16 protein-coding genes and 1 tRNA gene are annotated in these 21,139 nt (G+C 36.6%); 10 read left to right on the top strand and 7 right to left on the bottom strand.

Annotation, left to right across the window (positions count from 1 at the left end; all coding sequences use genetic code 11):
* Positions 1–124: 124 nt before the first annotated feature.
* The 6 genes from mukF (at position 125) to sbcB (ending at position 10,285) form a co-directional block, all read left to right on the top strand.
* A complete protein-coding gene (gene mukF, locus LIX50_RS02860) occupies positions 125–1,459 on the top strand; it encodes a chromosome partition protein MukF (RefSeq protein ID WP_048953189.1) in 1,335 nt (444 codons plus the stop codon).
* A gap of 259 nt (positions 1,460–1,718) precedes the next feature.
* Positions 1,719–2,453: a chromosome partition protein MukE gene (gene mukE, locus LIX50_RS02855; RefSeq protein WP_048953190.1), complete on the top strand. Its 735-nt coding sequence runs from the start codon at positions 1,719–1,721 to the stop codon at positions 2,451–2,453.
* Positions 2,453–6,985 carry a chromosome partition protein MukB gene (mukB, locus tag LIX50_RS02850; RefSeq protein ID WP_048953191.1) on the top strand — a complete coding sequence of 1,511 codons (4,533 nt, stop codon included), beginning with the start codon at positions 2,453–2,455 and terminating at the stop codon, positions 6,983–6,985. The genes mukE and mukB overlap by 1 nt, the downstream gene beginning before the upstream one ends.
* A gap of 78 nt (positions 6,986–7,063) precedes the next feature.
* Positions 7,064–7,972 (top strand): DUF5655 domain-containing protein, encoded by a 909-nt coding sequence (locus LIX50_RS02845; protein ID WP_048953192.1) that lies wholly within the window; start codon positions 7,064–7,066, stop codon positions 7,970–7,972.
* Between the two features lie 3 nt (positions 7,973–7,975).
* Positions 7,976–8,851 (top strand): DMT family transporter, encoded by an 876-nt coding sequence (locus LIX50_RS02840; RefSeq protein WP_048953193.1) that lies wholly within the window; start codon positions 7,976–7,978, stop codon positions 8,849–8,851.
* A 12-nt stretch (positions 8,852–8,863) separates the two neighbouring features.
* Positions 8,864–10,285 carry an exodeoxyribonuclease I gene (sbcB, locus tag LIX50_RS02835; protein ID WP_048953194.1) on the top strand — a complete coding sequence of 474 codons (1,422 nt, stop codon included), beginning with the start codon at positions 8,864–8,866 and terminating at the stop codon, positions 10,283–10,285.
* 172 nt (positions 10,286–10,457) lie between these two features.
* Here the strand turns inward: sbcB and LIX50_RS02830 are convergent, their stop codons facing one another.
* Entirely contained in the window at positions 10,458–10,808 is a 351-nt protein-coding gene (locus tag LIX50_RS02830; RefSeq protein WP_053087830.1) for a hypothetical protein, read from the bottom strand.
* Between the two features lie 640 nt (positions 10,809–11,448).
* On the opposite strand from LIX50_RS02830, the gene ftnA (LIX50_RS02825) reads away from it, so the two are divergent.
* From ftnA (LIX50_RS02825) to LIX50_RS02815, 3 genes are all read left to right on the top strand, one after another.
* A complete protein-coding gene (gene ftnA, locus LIX50_RS02825; protein WP_048953195.1) occupies positions 11,449–11,937 on the top strand; it encodes a non-heme ferritin in 489 nt (162 codons plus the stop codon).
* 15 nt (positions 11,938–11,952) lie between these two features.
* Positions 11,953–12,447, top strand: a complete 495-nt coding sequence (gene ftnA, locus LIX50_RS02820; RefSeq protein WP_048953196.1) for a non-heme ferritin — start codon at positions 11,953–11,955, stop codon at positions 12,445–12,447.
* 147 nt (positions 12,448–12,594) lie between these two features.
* Positions 12,595–12,680: transfer RNA gene (locus tag LIX50_RS02815), tRNA-Leu, on the top strand.
* Positions 12,681–12,789: 109 nt separating this feature from the next.
* Here the strand turns inward: LIX50_RS02815 and LIX50_RS02810 are convergent.
* Both LIX50_RS02810 and LIX50_RS02805 read right to left on the bottom strand, forming a co-directional pair.
* Entirely contained in the window at positions 12,790–13,146 is a 357-nt protein-coding gene (locus LIX50_RS02810; RefSeq protein WP_048953197.1) for a DsrE/DsrF/TusD sulfur relay family protein, read from the bottom strand.
* 25 nt (positions 13,147–13,171) lie between these two features.
* Positions 13,172–14,125 carry an oxidoreductase gene (locus tag LIX50_RS02805; RefSeq protein WP_048953198.1) on the bottom strand — a complete coding sequence of 318 codons (954 nt, stop codon included), beginning with the start codon at positions 14,123–14,125 and terminating at the stop codon, positions 13,172–13,174.
* 58 nt (positions 14,126–14,183) lie between these two features.
* Here LIX50_RS02805 and ybaK point away from each other — a divergent pair, with 58 nt between their 5' ends.
* On the top strand, positions 14,184–14,660 hold the full coding sequence (gene ybaK, locus LIX50_RS02800; protein WP_005631703.1) for a Cys-tRNA(Pro) deacylase: 477 nt from the start codon (positions 14,184–14,186) through the stop codon (positions 14,658–14,660).
* 29 nt (positions 14,661–14,689) lie between these two features.
* Here ybaK and recD read toward each other — a convergent pair whose 3' ends face one another.
* From recD to rpmI, 4 genes are all read right to left on the bottom strand, one after another.
* Entirely contained in the window at positions 14,690–16,627 is a 1,938-nt protein-coding gene (recD, locus tag LIX50_RS02795) for an exodeoxyribonuclease V subunit alpha (RefSeq protein WP_048953199.1), read from the bottom strand.
* A complete protein-coding gene (recB, locus tag LIX50_RS02790) occupies positions 16,627–20,235 on the bottom strand; it encodes an exodeoxyribonuclease V subunit beta (RefSeq protein WP_048953200.1) in 3,609 nt (1,202 codons plus the stop codon). Before recB ends, recD begins: the two co-directional genes overlap by 1 nt.
* 110 nt (positions 20,236–20,345) lie before the next feature.
* Positions 20,346–20,699 carry a 50S ribosomal protein L20 gene (rplT, locus tag LIX50_RS02785; protein WP_005596075.1) on the bottom strand — a complete coding sequence of 118 codons (354 nt, stop codon included), beginning with the start codon at positions 20,697–20,699 and terminating at the stop codon, positions 20,346–20,348.
* A gap of 65 nt (positions 20,700–20,764) precedes the next feature.
* Positions 20,765–20,962 (bottom strand): 50S ribosomal protein L35, encoded by a 198-nt coding sequence (rpmI, locus tag LIX50_RS02780; RefSeq protein ID WP_005596065.1) that lies wholly within the window; start codon positions 20,960–20,962, stop codon positions 20,765–20,767.
* Between the last annotated feature and the right edge of the window lie 177 nt (positions 20,963–21,139).

The raw sequence follows: 21,139 nt of genomic DNA, 5'->3' as shown, positions 1-21,139 counted from the left end.
TTGTGTTTCTCCTGCGTTAGAAATAGGAAAAGTGCGGTCAATTCAAAAGAAGATTTTTAAGATCCGCAAAAAATCCTGTATAATCTTTCCAATTTTTTGTTCAATTTTAACGCTTTGCAATTCAATGATTGAAACATCCCAAACTATTCCTGAACTCGTCTCTTGGGCAAAAGATCGCGAGTTTTCTTTGAATTTACCTACCGAACGCTTGGTTTTCCTGCTAGCGATTGCAATTTATAACAACGAACGTTTAGATGGCGAAATGTTAGAAGCCGATCTTGTGGATATTTTCCGCCACACGATGAATGCTTTTGAGCAATCCACGGATGCCATTGCAACACGAGCGAATAATGCAATTAATGAATTAGTGAAACAACGTTTGTTAAATCGTTTTAGTAGCGAATTTACTGAGGGCTTGGCGATTTATCGTTTAACGCCATTAGGTGTTGGTGTGTCTGATTATTACATTCGTCAGCGTGAATTTTCTGCATTGCGTCTTTCTGTACAACTTTCCATAGTGGCAGATGAAATTCAACGTGCTTCTGACTCGGCAGAAGAAGGCGTGGAGAATAATGAAAGTGAACATTATTGGCGTCGTAATGTGTTTGCACCATTAAAATATTCCGTTGCAGAGATTTTTGATAGCATCGACCTTTCACAACGTATTATGGATGAAAACCAGCAAAGTATTAAAGATGAAATTGCAGAGCTTCTTACTAAAGATTGGCAAGCGGCAATTTCAAGCTGTGAACGTTTATTAGATGAAACATCAGGGAATTTGCGCGAATTGCAAGATACGTTAAATGCAGCTGGGGATAAGCTTCAGGCACAATTATTGCGTATTCAAGATTGTGTGATTGGGCGTGATGATTTGTATTTTATTGATCAATTAATTACAGATTTACAATCTAAACTTGACCGAATTATTAGCTGGGGACAACAAGCCATAGACTTATGGATTGGTTATGACCGCCATGTGCATAAATTTATTCGTACAGCCATTGATATGGATAAAAATCGTGTATTCTCACAACGTTTACGTAATTCTATTCATCATTATTTTGAGCATCCTTGGTTCTTATGGACAGCGCAAGCTGAGCGTTTAGTTGATCTACGCGATGAAGAAATGGTGTTGCGTGAAGATGATGCTTTAGGTGAATTACCAGAAGAATTGCAATACGAATCCCTTTCTGATTTACATGATCAAATTGTAGAGCATATGCAAGGCTTACTGATTGCTTATCGTGAAAATAACCGTCCGATTGATTTGAGTTTAGTGTTAAAAAAACAACTGGAAAATTATCCACTTTCTCGTCATTTTGATGTGGCTAGAATCATTGTTGATCAAGCAGTACGCCTTGGTATGGCAAATGATGATTTATCGGGTATTTATCCAGATTGGCAAGCAATTAATGAACGTGGTGCAGAAGTGCAAGCGCATGTGATTGATAAGTATTGATTTTAAGATAATTTAAAAGCTAATTTCGACGGAATTACTTCTGTTAGATCTCCCCAATCCCTCTTTGCTAAATAGGGGAATAATAATGAAATAATCGATATTGAGATTATTTCATTGTGTTAGAAAATGCTGAAAGAATCTGCAAGAATTGATTTGTTAAAGAATATCCCCCTCTTTAGCAAAGAGGGGCTAGGGGAGATTTGGCAATAATGATTAACGAAGAAAGTAACTGAATAAAGTTTTAATAGAGAAATAACCTATGACAGACAACCTTCAAGATGTAATTTCCCCAAAACTCGCTGTGGCGATTGCAAATCCAATATTTCCAGCGGTAGATAGTCTATTGCGCTCAGGTCGCCATATCAGCACGGAGCATTTAGATAATCACGCATTTTTAATGGATTTCCAAAATGAATTAGACGGATTTTATCGTCGCTATAACGTGGAACTAATTCGTGCGCCAGAAGGATTTTTCTATCTCCGTCCGAAAGCAACGACATTAATTGCGCGTTCAGTACTTTCTGAGTTGGAAATGCTTGTTGGTAAAGTGCTTTGTTATCTTTATTTAAGCCCAGAACGTTTAGCTCAACAGGGCATTTTTAGCACGCAAGAAGTGTATGATGAATTATTAAATCTTGCTGATGAAGGAAAATTATTAAAAGCAGTTAATCAGCGTTCAAGTGGTTCTGACTTAGATAAACAAAAATTGGCAGAAAAAGTGCGGGCGGCAATTGGTCGTTTACGTCGTTTAGGTATGATTCAAACTGTTGGTGAACAAAATAGTGGGAAATTTACAATTTCTGAATCTGTATTTCGTTTTGGTGCGGAAGTACGTAGCGGAGATGATCCATTAGAAGCCCAAGCTCGACTCATTCGTGATGGGGAAGCGGCAACACCAGAATCCTTAGCGTTGGAAAAACAAGCGCAATTAGTGGAAAACGATGCGGAAAGTGCGGATGAAATTGACGAAGAATTTGACGGAGAACAAGAATAATGTCTGATGTTTTTGAATTAGAAAATGAAATCGAATTAGAGAGCGATGAAGTCATTATGGAAAATGAACACGTCGAAGAAATCGTTGAAACGCCAATGCCTTTTAGCATGACACCAAATAATGGTGTAGAGCGCGGTAAATTCCGTTCTTTAACCTTAATTAACTGGAATGGTTTTTTTGCTCGTACTTTCGATTTAGACGAATTAGTTACCACGCTTTCTGGGGGGAACGGTGCAGGTAAATCAACTACAATGGCTGGGTTTGTTACCGCATTAATTCCAGATTTAACCCTTTTACATTTCCGAAACACAACTGAAGCTGGCTCCACAGGCGGTTCTCGCGATAAAGGTTTACATGGTAAATTGCGTCCAGGTGTTTGTTACGCGGTATTAGACACCATTAACTCACGTCATCAACGTATTCTTGTCGGTGTGCGTCTGCAGCAAATTGCAGGTCGTGATAAAAAGGTTGATTTAAAAACGTTCTCAATCCAGGGTGTTGAATTATCTCAAAATCCGACCGCACTTTTCACTGAAACAGTGGGCGAACGTCAAGCTCGTGTACTCAATTTAAACGAACTCAAAGATAAAATTGAAAATATTGGTGCGCAATTCAAACAATATCATTCCATCACCGATTATCACGGCATGATGTTTGATTTAGGTATTATTCCGAAACGTTTACGTTCAGCATCAGACCGCAGTAAATTCTATAAACTTATCGAAGCGTCTTTATACGGTGGTATTTCCAGTGCAATCACACGCTCTTTACGTGACTATTTATTGCCAGAAAATTTAGGTGTGCGCAAAGCTTTCCAAGATATGGAAAGTGCATTGCGTGAGAACCGTATGACTTTAGAGGCTATTAAGGTCACGCAATCAGATCGCGATTTATTCAAACATTTAATTACTGAAACCACTAATTATGTTGCTTCGGATTATATGCGTAATGCGAATGAACGCCGTGGCAATATTGAGGCTGCATTAGAATCTCGTCGTGAGTGGTATAAAGCAAAAGCAGAGCAGAATTTATCTCAACATCGTTTAGTTGATTTAAGTCGAGAAGCGGCTGAATTGGCAGAAAATGAACGTACTTTAGAAGTTGATCATCAAAGTGCGGTTGATCATCTTAACTTAGTGTTAAATGCTTTGCGTCACCAAGAAAAAATCACGCGTTATCAAGAAGATATTGCAGAACTCACCGAGCGTTTAGAAGAACAAAAAATGGTGGTTGAAGATGCGAATGATGCGTTAGAAGAAAGCCAAGCCCAATTTGAACAAACCGAAATTGAAATTGATGCGGTACGAGCTCAATTAGCAGACTATCAACAAGCATTAGATGCCCAACAAACTCGCGCACTTCAATATCAACAAGCCATTGCAGCTCTTGAAAAAGCGAAAACATTATGCGGTTTAGCTGATTTAAGTGTTAAAAATGTAGAAGATTATCACGAAGAATTTGAAGCACATGCTGAAAGTTTGACGGAAACCGTGCTTGAACTCGAGCACAAAATGTCTATTTCTGAAGCAGCAAAATCTCAGTTTGATAAAGCGTACCAATTAGTATGCAAAATTGCGGGTGAAATGCCTCGTTCTGCGGCGTGGGAAAGTGCCAAAGAATTATTACGTGAATATCCAAGCCAAAAATTGCAGGCACAACAAACGCCACAACTTCGTACAAAATTACATGAACTTGAGCAACGTTATGCTCAACAACAAAGTGCGGTCAAATTACTTAATGATTTTAATCAACGTGCTAATTTAAGTTTACGAACGGCAGAAGAATTAGAGGATTATCACGCAGAGCAAGAATCGTTAATTGAAGATATTTCTGCTGAACTTTCAGAACAAGTGGAAAATCGTTCTGCGCTTCGTCAAAAACGTGAAAATTTAACCGCACTTTATGATGAAAATGCGCGTAAAGCCCCAGCATGGCTGACAGCTCAAGCTGCATTAGAACGTTTGGAACAACAAAGTGGCGAGACGTTTGAACATAGCCAAGATGTGATGAATTTTATGCAATCACAACTTGTGAAAGAGCGTGAACTCACGATGCAGCGTGATCAACTTGAACAAAAACGTTTGCAATTAGATAAACAAATTTCTCGTTTAAGTCAGCCAGATGGTTCAGAAGATCCTCGTTTAAATATGTTGGCAGAACGTTTTGGTGGGGTGTTGCTTTCAGAGCTTTACGATGATGTAACCATTGAAGATGCGCCTTATTTCTCCGCACTTTACGGGCCTGCACGTCATGCTATTGTTGTGCGTGATCTCAATGCTGTGCGTGAACAACTTGCGCAATTAGAAGATTGCCCTGATGATTTGTATTTAATTGAAGGCGATCCTACCGCATTTGACGACAGCGTATTATCCGCACAAGAACTTGAGCTAGGTGTTGTCGTGCAAGTTTCAGATCGTGAATTACGCTATTCAAGATTCCCTGAAATCCCATTATTCGGGCGTGCAGCACGTGAAAAACGTTTAGAAGAATTACAAATTGAACGTGATGAAGTGGCAGAACAACATGCCCAAATTGCATTTGATGTACAAAAATGCCAACGTTTACACGAACATTTCAGCCAATTTGTTGGGTTGCATTTGGCGCTGGCATTCCAGCCAAATCCAGAAGAGTTAATGTCTGAGATTAATCGCGAACGCAATGAAATTGATCGTGAATTAAACCAATTTAATAGCGGCGAACAACAATTACGCATTCAATTAGATAATGCAAAAGAAAAACTACAGTTACTCAATAAGTTAATTCCACAATTAAATGTATTGGCTGATGAAGATTTAATTGATCGTATTGAAGAATGTCGCGAGCAATTAGATATTGCAGAGCAAGATGAATATTTTATTCGTCAGTATGGCGTAACGTTGTCACAATTAGAGCCGATTGCAAATAGTTTACAAAGTGATCCAGAAAATTACGAAGGCTTAAAAAATGAATTAACTCAAGCGATTGAGCGTCAAAAACAAGTTCAACAACGTGTATTTGCGTTAGCTGATGTTGTACAACGTAAACAGCATTTTGGTTATGAAGATGCAGGGCAGGCTGAAACTTCTGAACTCAACGAAAAACTTCGCCAACGTTTAGAACAAATGCAGGCTCAGCGAGATACGCAACGTGAGCAAGTTCGTCAAAAACAAAGTCAATTTGCCGAATATAATCGCGTATTGATTCAGTTACAAAGTTCTTACGATAGTAAATATCAGCTCTTAAATGAGTTGATTGGTGAAATTAGCGATCTTGGCGTGAGAGCTGATGATGGTGCTGAAGAACGTGCTCGTATCCGTCGTGATGAATTACATCAACAACTTTCAACGAGCCGTCAGCGTCGTTCTTATGTAGAAAAACAACTGACATTAATTGAAAGCGAAGCTGACAACTTAAATCGTCTAATCCGCAAAACCGAACGTGATTATAAAACTCAACGTGAATTAGTTGTGGCAGCGAAAGTGAGTTGGTGTGTGGTTTTACGTTTATCACGTAACTCTGATATGGAAAAACGCCTCAATCGCCGAGAACTTGCTTATTTATCTGCAGATGAGTTACGTTCAATGTCGGATAAAGCATTAGGTGCGTTGCGTACAGCGGTGGCGGATAATGAATATCTACGTGATAGCCTAAGAGTGTCTGAAGATAGTCGCAAACCTGAAAATAAAGTGCGGTTCTTTATTGCGGTGTATCAGCATTTACGTGAACGTATTCGCCAAGACATCATTAAAACGGATGATCCGATTGATGCCATTGAACAAATGGAGATTGAGCTTTCTCGTTTAACGGCTGAATTAACTGGCCGTGAGAAAAAATTGGCTATCAGTTCTGAAAGTGTTGCAAATATTATGCGTAAAACGATTCAGCGTGAACAAAATCGTATTCGTATGCTCAACCAAGGCTTACAAAACATTGCGTTTGGTCAGGTGAAATCTGTTCGTTTGGTAGTGAATATTCGTGATACCCATGCCATGTTGTTGGATTCGCTTTCTGGTCAGCAAGATGAATATCAAGATTTATTCAACGATAACCGCATCACCTTCTCTGAAGCTATGGCGAAGCTCTATCAACGCATCAATCCACATATTGATATGGGGCAACGCACAGCGCAAACAATTGGTGAAGAATTGTTAGATTACCGTAATTATCTTGAACTTGAAGTAGAAGTATTCCGTGGTGCTGATGGTTGGTTACGTGCTGAAAGTGGTGCATTATCAACAGGTGAAGCTATTGGTACAGGTATGTCAATTCTCTTAATGGTTGTTCAAAGCTGGGAAGAAGAAAGCCGTCGAATTCGTGGTAAAGATATTGTGCCTTGTCGTTTGTTGTTCTTAGATGAAGCAGCACGTTTAGACGGTAAATCTATTTCTACCTTATTCGAACTTTGCGAACGTTTAGATATGCAGTTACTTATTGCGGCACCAGAAAACATTAGCCCAGAAAAAGGGACAACTTATAAACTCGTGCGTAAAATCGCAGGCAACCAAGAGCACGTACACGTTGTTGGTTTACGCGGATTTGGTGCGACAGAATAAGAATATAAATAGGAGCAGAGAAGTGCGGTTGAAAACTTCGGTGTTTTTTACCGCACTTAAGCCTTTAAGGAAGGAATAATGAAAATCTTTACATCAAAAAAAGGACAATTATCACAGCTGAAGCAGCAAAAATTTAAGCTGGAAAAGGATATTCAGCGTTTATTTGAAGAAAATCTTACCTTATTAAGTGGCTATATTTTTATTCGCTCGGAATTTTCTATTAAAAATTCACGTATTGATACCTTAGCTTTTGATCCTGAGACTCAAGCCTTTGTCATTATTGAATATAAAAGACAACAAAATTCTAGTGTGGTTGATCAAGGGATTTCTTATCTTAATTTGATGCTTGAATACAAAGCTGATTTTATTGTGGAATATAATGAAAAGCAAAAATTCCCACTTAAAAGAAATGATGTGGATTGGTCACAATCTAAGGTGATTTTTGTTTCACCTGCTTTTAATGATTTCCAAATTCAAGCCACGAATTTTAAAGATTTACCTATTGAATTATGGGAAGTTAATCGCTTTGATAATGATATTATTACGCTCAATATTATTAATAAATCAAAATCAGCACCGAATATTAAAGCTGTTTCTATTGAAAAAAATGAAGAATTTTCTACATTAAAAGAAATAAAAGTTTATCAAGAATCTGATCACTTAAGTGATAAATCAGATTTTATTCAAGAACTATACGAAGATTTTAAACAAGGCATTTTAAATTTAGATCCTGATATCGAAATTAATACCAGAAAACTTTACATTGCATTCAAAAAAGATCGAAATATTGCAGATATTCGTATCCAACAAAAGAATTTAAAAATTTGGATTAATCTTCCTTATGGAGAGTTAGATGATCCTAAAAATTTAGCAAAAAATGTATCTAATACTGGTCACTGGGGGAATGGCGATTATGAAATCACCATTGAAAGCACCCAATATCTTGAATACATTATGAGTTTAATTAAACAAGCTATTAAGGATTAATAAATGCACAATCTTATTCTTGCCATTCTCTGCAGCGTAGCTGTTTCAGTTTTACTGAAAATAGCCCGTAAAAAAAATATCATTATTGAACAAGCTATCGCATTCAACTACATTACAGCCATCACTTTCAGTTATTTCTTACTCAAACCTGATTTTAAAGGCTTAGCATTTACTGATTACATTGTACAAAGCGAAAACTCACCCATTTTTTTAGTGCTAGGTTTATTGTTACCTAGCGTGTTTATTATTATGTCAAAAGCGGTGGAGTTTGCTGGAATTGTACGTTCTGACGCAGCACAACGTCTTTCGTTATTTCTTCCTATTTTATCAGCGTTTTTAATTTTTAATGAAACACTAAGCCAATCTAAAATCATTGGCGTTGTATTAGCCTTTATTGGTTTATTTTGTTTATTAACTAAGCCAAATCAAGGGCAAAGTGCGGTCAATTTTAAAAGTGTTTTAGGATTAATCGGTGTATGGTTTGGTTACGGCATCATTGATATTTTATTTAAGCAAGTGGCGAAAACCGGCGGTGCATTTCCTGCAACATTGTTTATTTCTTTCTCGCTTGCAGCTTGCATTATTTTTATTTATTTATTCTTAAAACGAACCCAATGGACAACATCAAGTGTAATTGGCGGCATCGTTTTAGGTGTATTGAATTTCTTTAATATTTTATTCTACATAAAAGCACATCAAAGTTTTGCTGGAAATCCAACGCTTGTTTTCGCAGGAATGAATATTGGCGTAATTTGCCTAGGTACGATAACTGGCGCATTAGTTTTTAAAGAAAAAATCAGTAAGCTAAATTGGATTGGTATTATTTTTAGTTTATCGGCTATTTTCTGCCTATATTATTTAGATAAATTTATCGCGTAAAAGAGAGTAGTCATGGCAAAAGATTTCAGCTTTTTTATTTACGATTATGAAAGTTTTGGTGTAAATCCAGCAACAGATCGCCCTGCGCAATTTGCGGGTATCCGTACTGATGCTGATTTTAATATCATTGGTGAACCAATAATGTTTTATTGTAAACAAACCAACGATTATTTACCGGCTCCTGAAGCGGTAATGGTGACAGGAATTACACCGCAAGAATGTAATGAAAAGGGGCTTTCTGAGCCTGAATTTGCCGCAAATATTTTAGCCGAATTTTCTCAACCAAATACTTGTGTCATGGGCTATAACAATATTCGATACGATGATGAAATGACGCGTTATACATTTTATCGTAATTTTATTGATCCTTACGAATACAGCTGGAAAAACGGGAATTCACGCTGGGATTTGTTAGATTTAGTGCGAGCTTGTTATGCCTTGCGTCCAGAAGGGATTAATTGGGCTTATGACGATGATGGAATGCCAAGTTTCCGCTTAGAAAAACTCACTAAAGCAAATGGTATTGAACATGAAAATGCTCACGATGCAATGGCGGATGTATATGCAACTATTGCTATGGCGAAATTAATTAAAGAAAAACAGCCTAAATTATTTCAATATTTCTTTGAAAACCGAGGTAAAAAAGAAATCGAAAAATTGGTTGATACAGGCGCAATGGCGCCTTTAGTCCATGTTTCTGGTATGTTAGGGAATTATCGTGGAAATTGCACTTGGGTTGCACCTTTAGCTTGGCATCCGACAAATCAAAACGCACTCATTGTTTGTGATTTAACTGGCAATATCGATAATTTATTAGCCAAAAGTGCGGATGAATTGCGGACAGATTTATATACCAAAAAATCGGAATTAGAAGAAAGGGGAGTTTCATCTGTTCCATTAAAGCTTGTGCATATCAATAAATGTCCTATTTTGGCGCCAGCCAAAACCTTGTTACCAGAAACAGCAAATCGCTTGGGCATTGATCGACAATTATGCTTGGATAATCTTGCAAAATTACGAGCATCTTTTGATATTCGTGAAAAAGTGGCAGATATTTTTAATGAAGAACGTCAATTTGAATCGAATGATAATGTAGAAACTGAATTATACAATGGCTTTTTCAGCAATGCTGATAAAAATAATATGTCTATTTTACGTAGTTTACCTGCAGAAAAATTAGCTGAACATGGTTTAGCTTTTGAAGATAAACGTATCCCTGAATTATTATTCCATTATCGAGCGCGCCATTTTTATAAAACCCTCACACGCGCTGAACAAATTAAATGGCAAAAATACCGACAGAATAAACTTGAAAAAAGAGCGGTAGATTTTGAATCAAGTTTACAACGTTTAGCTGAGGAACATTCAGATAACCCTGAAAAACTATCTTTGCTACAACAAGTATATGAATATGGTATAAAACTACTAGGTTAGTCGATACGTTGTCACATTTTTTTAGAAGAGCACGTTTTAATAAAAACGTGCTTTTTTGTTTTTTTCTGGGAAGAATTATCCAAAAAATCACCACATTAAATTCGCCCCTGTAAATAACAAAGCGATAGTTAACTACTTACAGGACTTAATGCGAAACGCTCGAATACATATTTTATTTAGGCATTTTTCTATAGAACATCACTTTTTTTCTTGCATCAGGGCTTCTGACATAAATAAGCAAAATGTACATAGATAAAATAAACAGAATAAATGCAAGAATGCCAAAAAGGCTAAAGCCTGCAGATCCACTTAGATTTTGTATAGACGTAAAAATATGTTCACCCAAGAAACGTAAGGTGAAATAAGCACCTATAACGCTGATAATTAATGAGATGATGAAATAAGGCATTAAACTTTCACCATACTTAACGGTAGCTTGGCAACCTCTGCAAACCTTAATACCTCTTTCTGACTCTGTAAAACAGAATGGGCATTTAATAATTTCATTTTTATTATCAGTCATGCTGACTCCTTTCTATCTAACTAAGTTGGAATTATATATAAATGTAGGTTTTTCTATCAAGTTGCAAGCTCAGCCTTGAACATAGATAATCTTTACATTTCATTGACATTTTAACCTAACCATTCAATAAAACGATAAAATAGCACGTTACAACGTGTTATCCAGCCTTATTTTGTCTTGTTTTGCTAGTACCTGTGACTTGTGTATAACTGTGTGATTTATTTAATCCGTAGTTTCCGCTAACCTGATAACTAATTTCGCATAATGTATATTATGTTAAATTAATTGATTGTGAAGTAACGCTTATAGGATGAATTTCTACTCTTCTTTCAAAGCTTTTTTCAGTCCGCCCGATGGAAGTCAAAAAATAAGATCGCGCTACGTAAAATCTGAGCACTTTATTGCAGGATAACCTCATTACAATTTAAAACTTAGCATTAAGATGTGACGTTGTATTATTAATCAGAACATTAATTCAACATAAATGAGAATAGTTGTTATTGATTTTACTCTTTAAAATTAATAGGTTATAAAAAAAAATCAAAGAAAAAACTTGCAAATTCTCATTTAGATACCTAAAATGAGAATCGCAAATTGAGCTTTATTGCATTTTTATCAATCAAATGGAAAGGAATTAGTTATGCTTAATCAAGCCATCACAAACAAACTCAATGAACAAATCAATTTAGAGTTCTACTCTTCTAATGTTTATCTACAAATGAGCGCATGGTGTTCAAAACACGGTTATGAAGGTGCAGCCGCATTTTTGCTTCGTCACGCTGATGAAGAATTAGAACATATGCAAAAATTGTTCCAATATGTAAGCGAAACCAGTGGTATGCCACTTTTAGGTAAAATTGATGCACCAAAACATGAGTATGCTTCATTAAAAGAGGTGTTTGAAATAACTTTAGAACACGAAAAATTAGTTACATCAAAAATTAATGAATTAGTTGAAGTTACTTTCGCAAACAAGGACTACTCTACTTTTAATTTCTTACAATGGTACGTAGCAGAACAGCACGAAGAAGAAAAATTATTTAGTAGTATTATTGATAAATTTAATCTTGTTGGTGAAGATGGAAAAGCTCTATTCTTTATCGATCGTGATTTAGCAACTTTAGAATAATATAGGAGAAATAAAATGTTATCAGCAAATGTAGTAAAACTATTAAACGATCAAATGAATTTAGAATTTTATTCTTCTAATTTATATCTTCAAATGAGCGCATGGTGTGAACAGCAAGGTTTCGAAGGTGCTGCAAAATTTTTATCTGCACATGCGGCAGAAGAAATGCAACATATGCGTAAGTTATTTACTTATTTAAATGAAACTGGTGCATTAGCAATTATTTCTGCTATTGATGCTCCATCACATGAATATAAATCATTAAAAGATGTGATTGAAATTACCTATGAACATGAAAAATTGATTACTAGTAAAATCAATGAATTAGTAGGTAAAACTTTTGAAGAAAAAGACTACTCTGCATTTAATTTCTTACAATGGTATGTAGCTGAACAGCATGAAGAAGAAAAATTATTCAGTAGTATTTTGGATAAACTTAATCTTCTTGGTGACGATGGTAAAGGTTTATTCTTAGTTGATAAAGACTTAGGTAATCTTGCAGCGGCTTAAATTTACTTTTTTGAAATACCTAGCTTTTAGCTAGGTATTTTTTATTCAAAAAAATTATATTGACTATTTATAAATCAAATAAGATTTTTTATTAAATTTTTTCTTGCTCATAGACTAAATATCCGTATAATTCGATTCATAAATATGGCCTGGGTGGCGAAATTGGTAGACGCAGCGGATTCAAAATCCGCCGGTGAATAACCGTGTCGGTTCGAGTCCGACCCTAGGCACCAAATATAGATCCCTGCTCTTTGAGCAGGGATTTTTATTTTATCAGACTTTATGACTATAATATATATTCCCTCATTAGTTATGAGGGAGTATATGTATCTATTTTAATGATTAAAAATTTAATACTTTGTCGGCTTCCATCGTCCAATCTGCCAACTCTAATAAGGTGCCTATTTCCACCCCATCCGCCAACGGCAATTCAGTGATACCACGAGCATTTGTACAGGTTTTACAAAGTTTAATTGTCGCCCCTTGCGCGGTTAAAATTTCCAACATTTGTTGTAAATGATACCCTTCTGCTGGATTTTGTTTTGCTAAACCGCCAGTTACCGCATCAGACATTAAAAATACTTTTAAATTAACCGCACTTTTATGCTGCTCTTGCAACTGTAACGCCAAACGTAATGCACTAAAAAAATGTTCGTCACCATAAGGGGATGAATGGATAATAAATAGAATATTTTGCATACTATTCTCCTTGATTTCCTAGGTATTAATAACCTTGCTGATAAATTCCTTCCAACAATTTCACTGAAAGTAAGGCGAGATTAAAGCGTTGTTCATCTGCCACAGACCAGAATTCTACGCCATTTTCTACCGCACTTATTTGACTTAAATGAAGTTTTACTGATTCTTCCCCATTTTCTTGTTCTCCATTAAGAACAGGCGTAATTAAGGTTTCTTCTAAATCGATAAGATCACTATTTTGAGGCTGATAGTCGAAATCATAGTCTGAAAGTGCGGTAACTTTTTGTGCCAATCCATAAAATACAGGCACTTGGATTGCGTGGAATGTAGCACGATCTAATTGAGGAAAGATTCGTTGTAATTGATTCGATAAACTAGGTGCTTGATGCGGATAGACATCAAATGCTAAGCGCGTTTCTTCTTCATCCAATGGAATACCATTTAATAAACGGGCTGTTTGACCAGCGAGTTTCGTCACGGTTTCCGCATCTGTATAAGACGCTGGCAATAAAGAAGTGACAAACACTTGATTAAGATTCGTCTCTTGTAAAATCGGGGCAAGCGTTAAGGCAAGTTGGCTTACTTGTGGATCAGGCAAGCTAACAATGTTACGTTGTCTCAGTTCAAATAATTGTGATTCATTTAAAGTTGGAACAACAACTGGCACATCCGAAAGCGTACTGCAAACGCCTAACATATCAATGACAATACAGCCCTGCTCTGCTGCTTGCGCAATATGGGAAACTTGCTCAACTTTTCCTGCAAAAAAGACATAATTAAAATCAGCCCACTCAACTTCATTTGGAGAAAGTTGTTCAACGCCTTTATTGCGAAAACGAATATTTTGTTCTTCTTCAAAAGGTATCATTTCAACAATAGAAACTTTACTAATTTCAAGCGCACTTTGTTCTAAACGCTCTACAATTTTTTCACTTAATTCAAATTCTGCTGCTATCGCAATATTTAAGGTTGCGTCCATTTTTCTCTCCGCTGTAAAATAATCGGCATTATTTTACACCAAAACCAGGAACGAAATAATGACACCAGCAATTGATTTACTTAAAAAACAAAAAATTCCTTTTATCTTGCATACTTATGATCATGATCCAAACAATCAACATTTTGGTGATGAAGCCGCAGAAAAATTAGGCATTGATCCTAACCGCTCTTTTAAAACCTTACTTGTAGCGGAAAATGGCGATCAGAAAAAACTTGCTTGTTTTGTGCTTGCAACGGCTAATATGCTGAATTTAAAGAAAGCTGCAAAATCTATCGGTGTGAAAAAAGTGGAAATGGCAGATAAAGATGCGGCACAAAAAAGTACGGGCTATCTTGTAGGAGGAATTAGCCCGCTGGGTCAAAAGAAACGCGTGAAAACCGTGATAAATTCAACCGCACTTGAGTTTGAAACGATTTATGTTTCAGGCGGAAAACGTGGGCTAAGCGTAGAAATTGCGCCACAAGATTTAGCAAAAGTATTAGGTGCAGAATTTACTGATATTGTTGATGAATAAGTGATGGATTTATAAATTTAAAGGCGGATTTATTCCGCCTTTTGACTACTTAACTCTTCCAATAATTTACCCAATCCACTTTGGCGTCTCACTGTCTGGCGAATTGCTGTTTTCCATATTTTTTCATCGGCAAATACAGCGAGTTCTTTTTTCGCACGAGTCACGCCTGTGAAAACTAATTCTCGCGACAATACTGGATTCACTTCTGTTGGAAGCACCATGACGGTATGTTCAAATTCAGAACCTTGAGATTTATGAATCGTCATCATAAAAGCGGGTTCATGTGCTGGAATTCGGCTTGTCAGCACTTCTCTATTGCCAAACCATACTTTACCATTCGCCAAGCACAGTCCAATATCGCCGTTATAAAGGCGAACATTATGATCGTTTTCAGTAATCATAATTGGCTTGCCGATATACCAATCTTGTTCATTACGGAACCAAAGCAATTTTTCCTCTCGCAACGCTAATGCGATTTCTTTATTGAGATTTTCAACACCTAAATCGCTATTACGAAGTGCGGTTAAAAATCTCACAGAATTAAATTGTGCTTGAATAGCCTCGGCATAGGAAATGCCTTGTTCATTTTTGGCATTAGGATCAATTTTTTGTTTACGTAAATCGTCCAACATTTTTAAGAAAGTGTGGTAATTTTCCACCGCACTTTTCACTACTTGATTAACTGCATCGCGTTCATCATTTAAGGCATTAAAGTGCAATTCTTGCGGATAATGTTCAAATACCCCAAGGCTATCGTCTGCTTTGCCTTTTTGAATGAATTCAGCCAACTTGCCAACACCTGAATCTTTATCAAAACGGCGACTTTCTGTTAGATGACATAAGCAATCACGTATTGGATTTGAACTATCAGAACCTTCGACTTTATAGCCTGTTGTTGATTGTAAATATGAAGCTTGTTCATGACTATAAGGTTGATTAACAAATTGTGCCAATTCCCCCAATACCGCCCCTGCCTCAACAGAGGCTAATTGTGCCTGATCGCCTAATAAAATTAATCGGGTTTCGGGCTTTAATGCATTGATAAGTTTTGCCATCATCGGCAAATCAATCATTGATGTTTCATCAACAACTAGTACATCTAACTGCAAGGGATTATGACTGTTATAGCGCGTGTAATCATTAAAGGCATTCACGCCCAGTAAACTATGCAAAGTACTGGCTTTTTGCGGAATCGCATTGAAAAGTGAATCGGATAAATTCATTTTTTCTTGCATAAAACCTAACGCATTTTTAATCGACTCTTCCAAACGAGAGGCTGCCTTACCAGTCGGCGCAACTAATTTGATATGTAGTTTACAATCAAATAATTCTTGTAGAACGAGCAATAAACGCGTAACTGTCGTGGTTTTACCTGTTCCTGGGCCACCTGTAATAATCGAAAATGGACTTTTAATCGCTGTTGCCACCGCCACTTTTTGCCAATCTATTTTTTCCTGTTTTTCAGGGAAATATTTATTTAGTTTTTGGCGAATTTCATCATAAGAAAAGGCTAAAGTGCGGTGTTTTTTTAAAGTATTTTTTATATATTGCGCGATACGGTATTCATCTTGCCAAGCGCGATAGAAATACAACGCGTCAAATTGAAATGCCATTGGCGCAATTTGATTGACGGGATCTTGCGTAAATGCCATATGCCCACACAACGCACGTTGCCAATCTTCCACTGGTAAATAATCAATCTTTTCATGAATTTCAGCTAAATAATCTTCTTCCGTTGTGCGATAAGCCAAGCCAAATAAATTATGTTCTAAATAGCGATCTAATTGGTTGCAAGTATTTCCCTGCGTATAACGCCAGCTACAAAGTGCGGCTAATAATATGGCTAAATTTTTGACTGGTTCCGCATAATCCGTATGACATTGTTTATCAGCTATCAACTTAGCAAAATAATAATCACCTTGAGAAAGAATGCCCTGCTCTTTAAGTTTGTATAATACAGATAACATTAAAACACCCCGTCTAATTCTGTGATTAATTCAACGCTTGGACGATCGTAAAATACGCCAGATTGTGGCTCCCCATTCATTCCTCGTAAAAAAAGATAAAATACCCCGCCGAAATCTCGTGCATAATCGTAATGAGGCACAACGCTTTGCAAATAACGATGTAATGCCAGCGTATAAATTAAATATTGCCAATCATAGTGACTGTGTAACATTTCTTTTTTCAATGCCTCTTGATTGTAATCAGCAAGAGTTGAACCTAAGAAATTAGATTTATAATCAACAAGATAATATTTCCCATTATGGCGGAAAACTAAGTCAATTGAACCTCTCACTATACCCTGAATTTGTTCAAATTGAAGTGGCTCACTTGGCAAATGATGATGGGCTTTCAACGCGTGATTAAACGCTTCAACATCAAAATGTTCCCGAATAGCCAGATAAAATGGCATTTCTTTAATGCAATCTTTATTTGCCAAATCAGCTAATGCTATTCCTATTTCATTAGAAAGTGGTGTATGTGAAATCTGTTGTAGCCAATTTTGTAGCGGTTCTGTAAAGGTTTCATCTAACTGTAAGGATTGTCTTAATTTGTCAATTTCTTCTGTATTTGCTAAATCAGAAAAATAGCAATTTTCAAAATGGCGATGCAATGCCGTCCCGACTTGTTTACCTCGTGGTAAATCTAAAATGCTTGATTCATTTTCATTTAAAAGTGCGGTGGAAATTTCAATAGCATTTTGGCTATCGTAATCTTTTGCATCATCAAAAACAGTGTGTTTTTTACCCGCACTTTCAGTGAAATAATGCTGGCGGCGATGTGCTTGTTCAATTGAAGTAAAACTGGTTATTCGCCAATCTTGCTCAATATTGCCCGTAAATTCTGCGGCTTTAAGCTCATCATTTTTTGTATTGATAGATAAAGCCGGAAAAGCCTCTAGATTTGGCCTAGTGCAGATTTCCACATTATCTTGCATTTTTTCTTTGAAGGTTTGCAACAATGTTTCTGTATCTTTAGGCGCTGATAAGGCTATTTCCTTACCTATTTCACCTTGGCTTAATACATAATGTAAGGCATTCCATTTTTTATCAAATTGCGTAGGCAAAGCGAATGCCATTTGATATTTGGCACGCGTTAAAGCTACATAAAGTAAACGTAACTCTTCTGCAAAAGTTTCTTCATAAAGTGCGTTTAAATTACGATTTTCCATATCCCATAAGGTTTCATCTCGTTCTTTAGAATAATAAACATTCATGTCACCAGCCGTTGGAATTTTGCTTGGTACAGCTAAAAATGGTAGCCAAACTAAATCGTATTCTAAGCCTTTGGATTTATGGATACTCACGATTTTTACCAACTGGCGTTCGCTTTCTAAACGAATTTGAGCCTCTTGACGACCTTCGCCTTGAATTTGCTTTTCAAACCAACTGAGCAATGCCGCTTCAGTTTCGTGTAGCGTGGCAGCTTGTTGTAAAATTTCTGCCAAATGTAGGAAATCCGTTAAATCTCGCTCGCCCGTGGCTTGGCTTAATAATCGCTCTGAAATGCCTTGCTCCAATAAAATTTGATGTAACATTGCCAATATTCCTTGGCGTTGCCAAGTTTGTTGGTATTGAGCAAAGCTATCTGCCCAACGTTGCCAGTCTGCCTCATTTTGCTGAATTTGATGAATATCCGCCGCATTTAAGCCGAAAAGTGCGGTCGCAATAGCATTCAAAATTGGACGTTCAGCAACATTTAAGCAAGCTTTTAAAATTCTGAGTAATTCCACTGCTACATGGCTATCAAAAACACTACTTTGATCTGAAAGATAAACTGAGGCAATACCAAGTTTTTGTAGCTCTTGAATAACATCCTCGGCTTCATAACGATTTTTTACAAGTACAGCAATATTTGCCGCTTGCAATGTTTTACAAGTATCTTCATTTTGAAAAACTGCCTGATTTTCTGCCGCACTTTTCAGCCAATGTTGAATAGAAATAGCACATATTTTTGCCATTTCAGTTTTATTCACTTTGTCACTTTCGGTTAGATAAAAACGATAAGCTGGTTCGGCTTTACCGTTTAAATAAAATCGCAGATGATCATCACGAGAATCAACAGCAGTAAAGTTAATATTTTGATAAATAAATGGCGATTGAGGAAAATCAAACAACGCATTGACGCCATCAACCAGATTCTTCTCTGAACGATAATTTTTAGTGAGTTCAAAGCGAGATTGGGCTTCATCCGATGCTTTTAGATAAGTAAAAATATCTGCGCCACGGAAACGATAAATCGCCTGCTTCGGATCACCAATCATAATAAAACCAGTATTTTTTTCGGGATTATCACGATAAATTTTTGAAAAAATAGCGTATTGTTGTGAATCCGTATCCTGAAATTCATCAATCATCGCGAAAGGATATTGGAAACGAATCATTTCCGCTAATTCATCCCCTTGCGCACCTTGCAAGGCTTCGCAAAGCAAACGCAATAAATCATCAAAGGATTTTTCTTGGTGATTAAGTTTATAGTCTAAAAGTTTTTGTTGTAGAGCTTGTCGATAATGATAAAGAATAACTCGACGAAGTAAATCTGGAGACATTAAAGCATTTGCACGCTCTTCTAATTCAGTAAAAATCGGGGCAATAAAGGGAGATGCGCCCTCCTCACCTTTTTCATCTAAAGCTGATTGAGTGAAATACGACATCAAGGTTTCATTCAGTACATAATCACGGGGATCATTTGCCCAGGCGTTTACTTGATCAATCCATTTCGCTAAACGTGATGTATTATAACTTCGACGGCTTAAGAATTTAGGCTCGCCTTTTGCATAATCTTTATTCAATTCTTCTGTGATTAATTCAGAAATTTTACCCGCACTTTCTAACCAAAAGCGTTTTAGTGCCTTGATATCTTTAAAATACTCACCAAGATATTGGTGTAAAAATTCTGTGATAGAAATAGATAATGCCTGTTGGTTCTCCAAATCAACAATTAAATTTTTGCCTAAATCAGATTCTAATAGGGATAACACGTAATCTGGTGAACCTAGTTCATTCGCAATAAAATCAGCCATTTCAAAAGGCAATGGATAAAAATGTTCTCGCCAAAATTCATTAGCAAAACGAACTAACAAATCAGATTGATCTTTTATTAATTCTAAATTGAAGTGAATGCCAGAATGGAAAGCATATTGCATCAACATACGGCGACAAAAGCCATGAATGGTATAAATCGCCGCCAAATCCATATTTTGCTCGGCTAATTTCAAGCGATGAATTGCCTCAAAAATATCTAAATCATGATAAAGTGCGGTAAGAAATTCATCATTTTTAAATGCGGATTTATCTTTGGTTTCTGCAAAGGCTGTGAGTTTATCAATCGCATCTGTTATACGCTCACGAATTTTTTTCTTGAGTTCTTCTGTTGCCATTTCCGTAAAGGTTACCACCAGAATTTCTTCCACATTTAACGGACGAGAAAAGTTATTTTCTCCAGCCTTTAATAAAAGTCGGAGATATAAAGAACCGATAGTGTAGGTTTTCCCCGTACCAGCGGACGCTTCGATTAAGCTAATTTGATTTAAAGGCAACGTGATAGGATTAAGTGGGATTGTTTCGGCCATAGATTTTAATAGATGAGAACTAATGGCATTATTTTACAAAATTTAAAGTCACAAATGCAAAAAAGGACGCTTTTCAGCGTCCTAATTCTTCTTTATCTAAACTTTAAAAATTAAAGTGCAGATTTTGCTTTTTCAACTAATGCAGCGAACGCTACTTTGTCGAATACAGCGATATCAGCAAGAATCTTACGGTCGATTTCAACAGATGCTTTTTTCAAGCCGTTGATAAATTTGCTGTAAGATAAACCATTTTGACGCGCTGCAGCGTTGATACGTGCAATCCATAATTGACGGAATTGACGTTTACGTTGACGACGGTCACGATATGCGTATTGACCAGCTTTGATCACCGCTTGGAAAGCAACGCGATACACGCGTGAACGTGCACCATAATAACCTTTAGCAGCCTTAAGAACTTTCTTATGGCGTGCTCTTGCAATAACACCACGTTTTACACGAGCCATTATTTAATCTCCTATGTAATATTTTTCTAAAATGAACTAATCGTACGTTTTGCTTAAATAACGGCTTATGCGTATGGTAAGCAAGCTACTACTAAAACTTGGTCTGCTTTCGCAACCATTGATTTATGACGTAAATGACGTTTACGTTTAGTTGTTTTTTTAGTCAAAATATGACGTAAGTGAGATTGTTTACGCTTGAAACCACCAGAAGCAGTTTTTTTGAAGCGCTTCGCTGCGCCGCGTACTGTTTTGATTTTAGGCATTGTTAAAATAACTCCGCATTTTTCGTTTAAAACAACATAATCAGGCGAACTTAAAAAGTTACTTGGAAGCACTGATCATTTCCATCATAAGGCAAATTAAATTGCCTTTTCAAAAGCAGTTAGGCTGCGTAGTGTGCCCAACATGCAGTTGTCTTTTCATTTAAGTCAAACTTAAAC

The sequence above is a fragment of the Haemophilus sp. Marseille-P9675 genome, from assembly GCF_916862695.1.
In the GTDB taxonomy this organism is placed as follows: Bacteria; Pseudomonadota; Gammaproteobacteria; order Enterobacterales; family Pasteurellaceae; genus Haemophilus; species Haemophilus haemolyticus_K.
The sequence above is the reverse complement of the archived record's forward strand: the minus strand, read 5'-3'. Positions and strand labels throughout refer to the sequence as shown.

What these genes read in the sequence shown, in the direction of transcription:
- mukF (WP_048953189.1), top strand. Translation starts at nt 125, where the DNA reads ATGATTGAAACATCCCAAACTATTCCTGAACTCGTCTCTTGGGCAAAA.
- mukE (WP_048953190.1), top strand. Translation starts at nt 1,719, where the DNA reads ATGACAGACAACCTTCAAGATGTAATTTCCCCAAAACTCGCTGTGGCG.
- mukB (WP_048953191.1), top strand. Translation starts at nt 2,453, where the DNA reads ATGTCTGATGTTTTTGAATTAGAAAATGAAATCGAATTAGAGAGCGAT.
- LIX50_RS02845 (WP_048953192.1), top strand. Translation starts at nt 7,064, where the DNA reads ATGAAAATCTTTACATCAAAAAAAGGACAATTATCACAGCTGAAGCAG.
- LIX50_RS02840 (WP_048953193.1), top strand. Translation starts at nt 7,976, where the DNA reads ATGCACAATCTTATTCTTGCCATTCTCTGCAGCGTAGCTGTTTCAGTT.
- sbcB (WP_048953194.1), top strand. Translation starts at nt 8,864, where the DNA reads ATGGCAAAAGATTTCAGCTTTTTTATTTACGATTATGAAAGTTTTGGT.
- LIX50_RS02830 (WP_053087830.1), bottom strand. Translation starts at nt 10,808, where the DNA reads ATGACTGATAATAAAAATGAAATTATTAAATGCCCATTCTGTTTTACA.
- ftnA (WP_048953195.1), top strand. Translation starts at nt 11,449, where the DNA reads ATGCTTAATCAAGCCATCACAAACAAACTCAATGAACAAATCAATTTA.
- ftnA (WP_048953196.1), top strand. Translation starts at nt 11,953, where the DNA reads ATGTTATCAGCAAATGTAGTAAAACTATTAAACGATCAAATGAATTTA.
- LIX50_RS02810 (WP_048953197.1), bottom strand. Translation starts at nt 13,146, where the DNA reads ATGCAAAATATTCTATTTATTATCCATTCATCCCCTTATGGTGACGAA.
- LIX50_RS02805 (WP_048953198.1), bottom strand. Translation starts at nt 14,125, where the DNA reads ATGGACGCAACCTTAAATATTGCGATAGCAGCAGAATTTGAATTAAGT.
- ybaK (WP_005631703.1), top strand. Translation starts at nt 14,184, where the DNA reads ATGACACCAGCAATTGATTTACTTAAAAAACAAAAAATTCCTTTTATC.
- recD (WP_048953199.1), bottom strand. Translation starts at nt 16,627, where the DNA reads ATGTTATCTGTATTATACAAACTTAAAGAGCAGGGCATTCTTTCTCAA.
- recB (WP_048953200.1), bottom strand. Translation starts at nt 20,235, where the DNA reads ATGGCCGAAACAATCCCACTTAATCCTATCACGTTGCCTTTAAATCAA.
- rplT (WP_005596075.1), bottom strand. Translation starts at nt 20,699, where the DNA reads ATGGCTCGTGTAAAACGTGGTGTTATTGCAAGAGCACGCCATAAGAAA.
- rpmI (WP_005596065.1), bottom strand. Translation starts at nt 20,962, where the DNA reads ATGCCTAAAATCAAAACAGTACGCGGCGCAGCGAAGCGCTTCAAAAAA.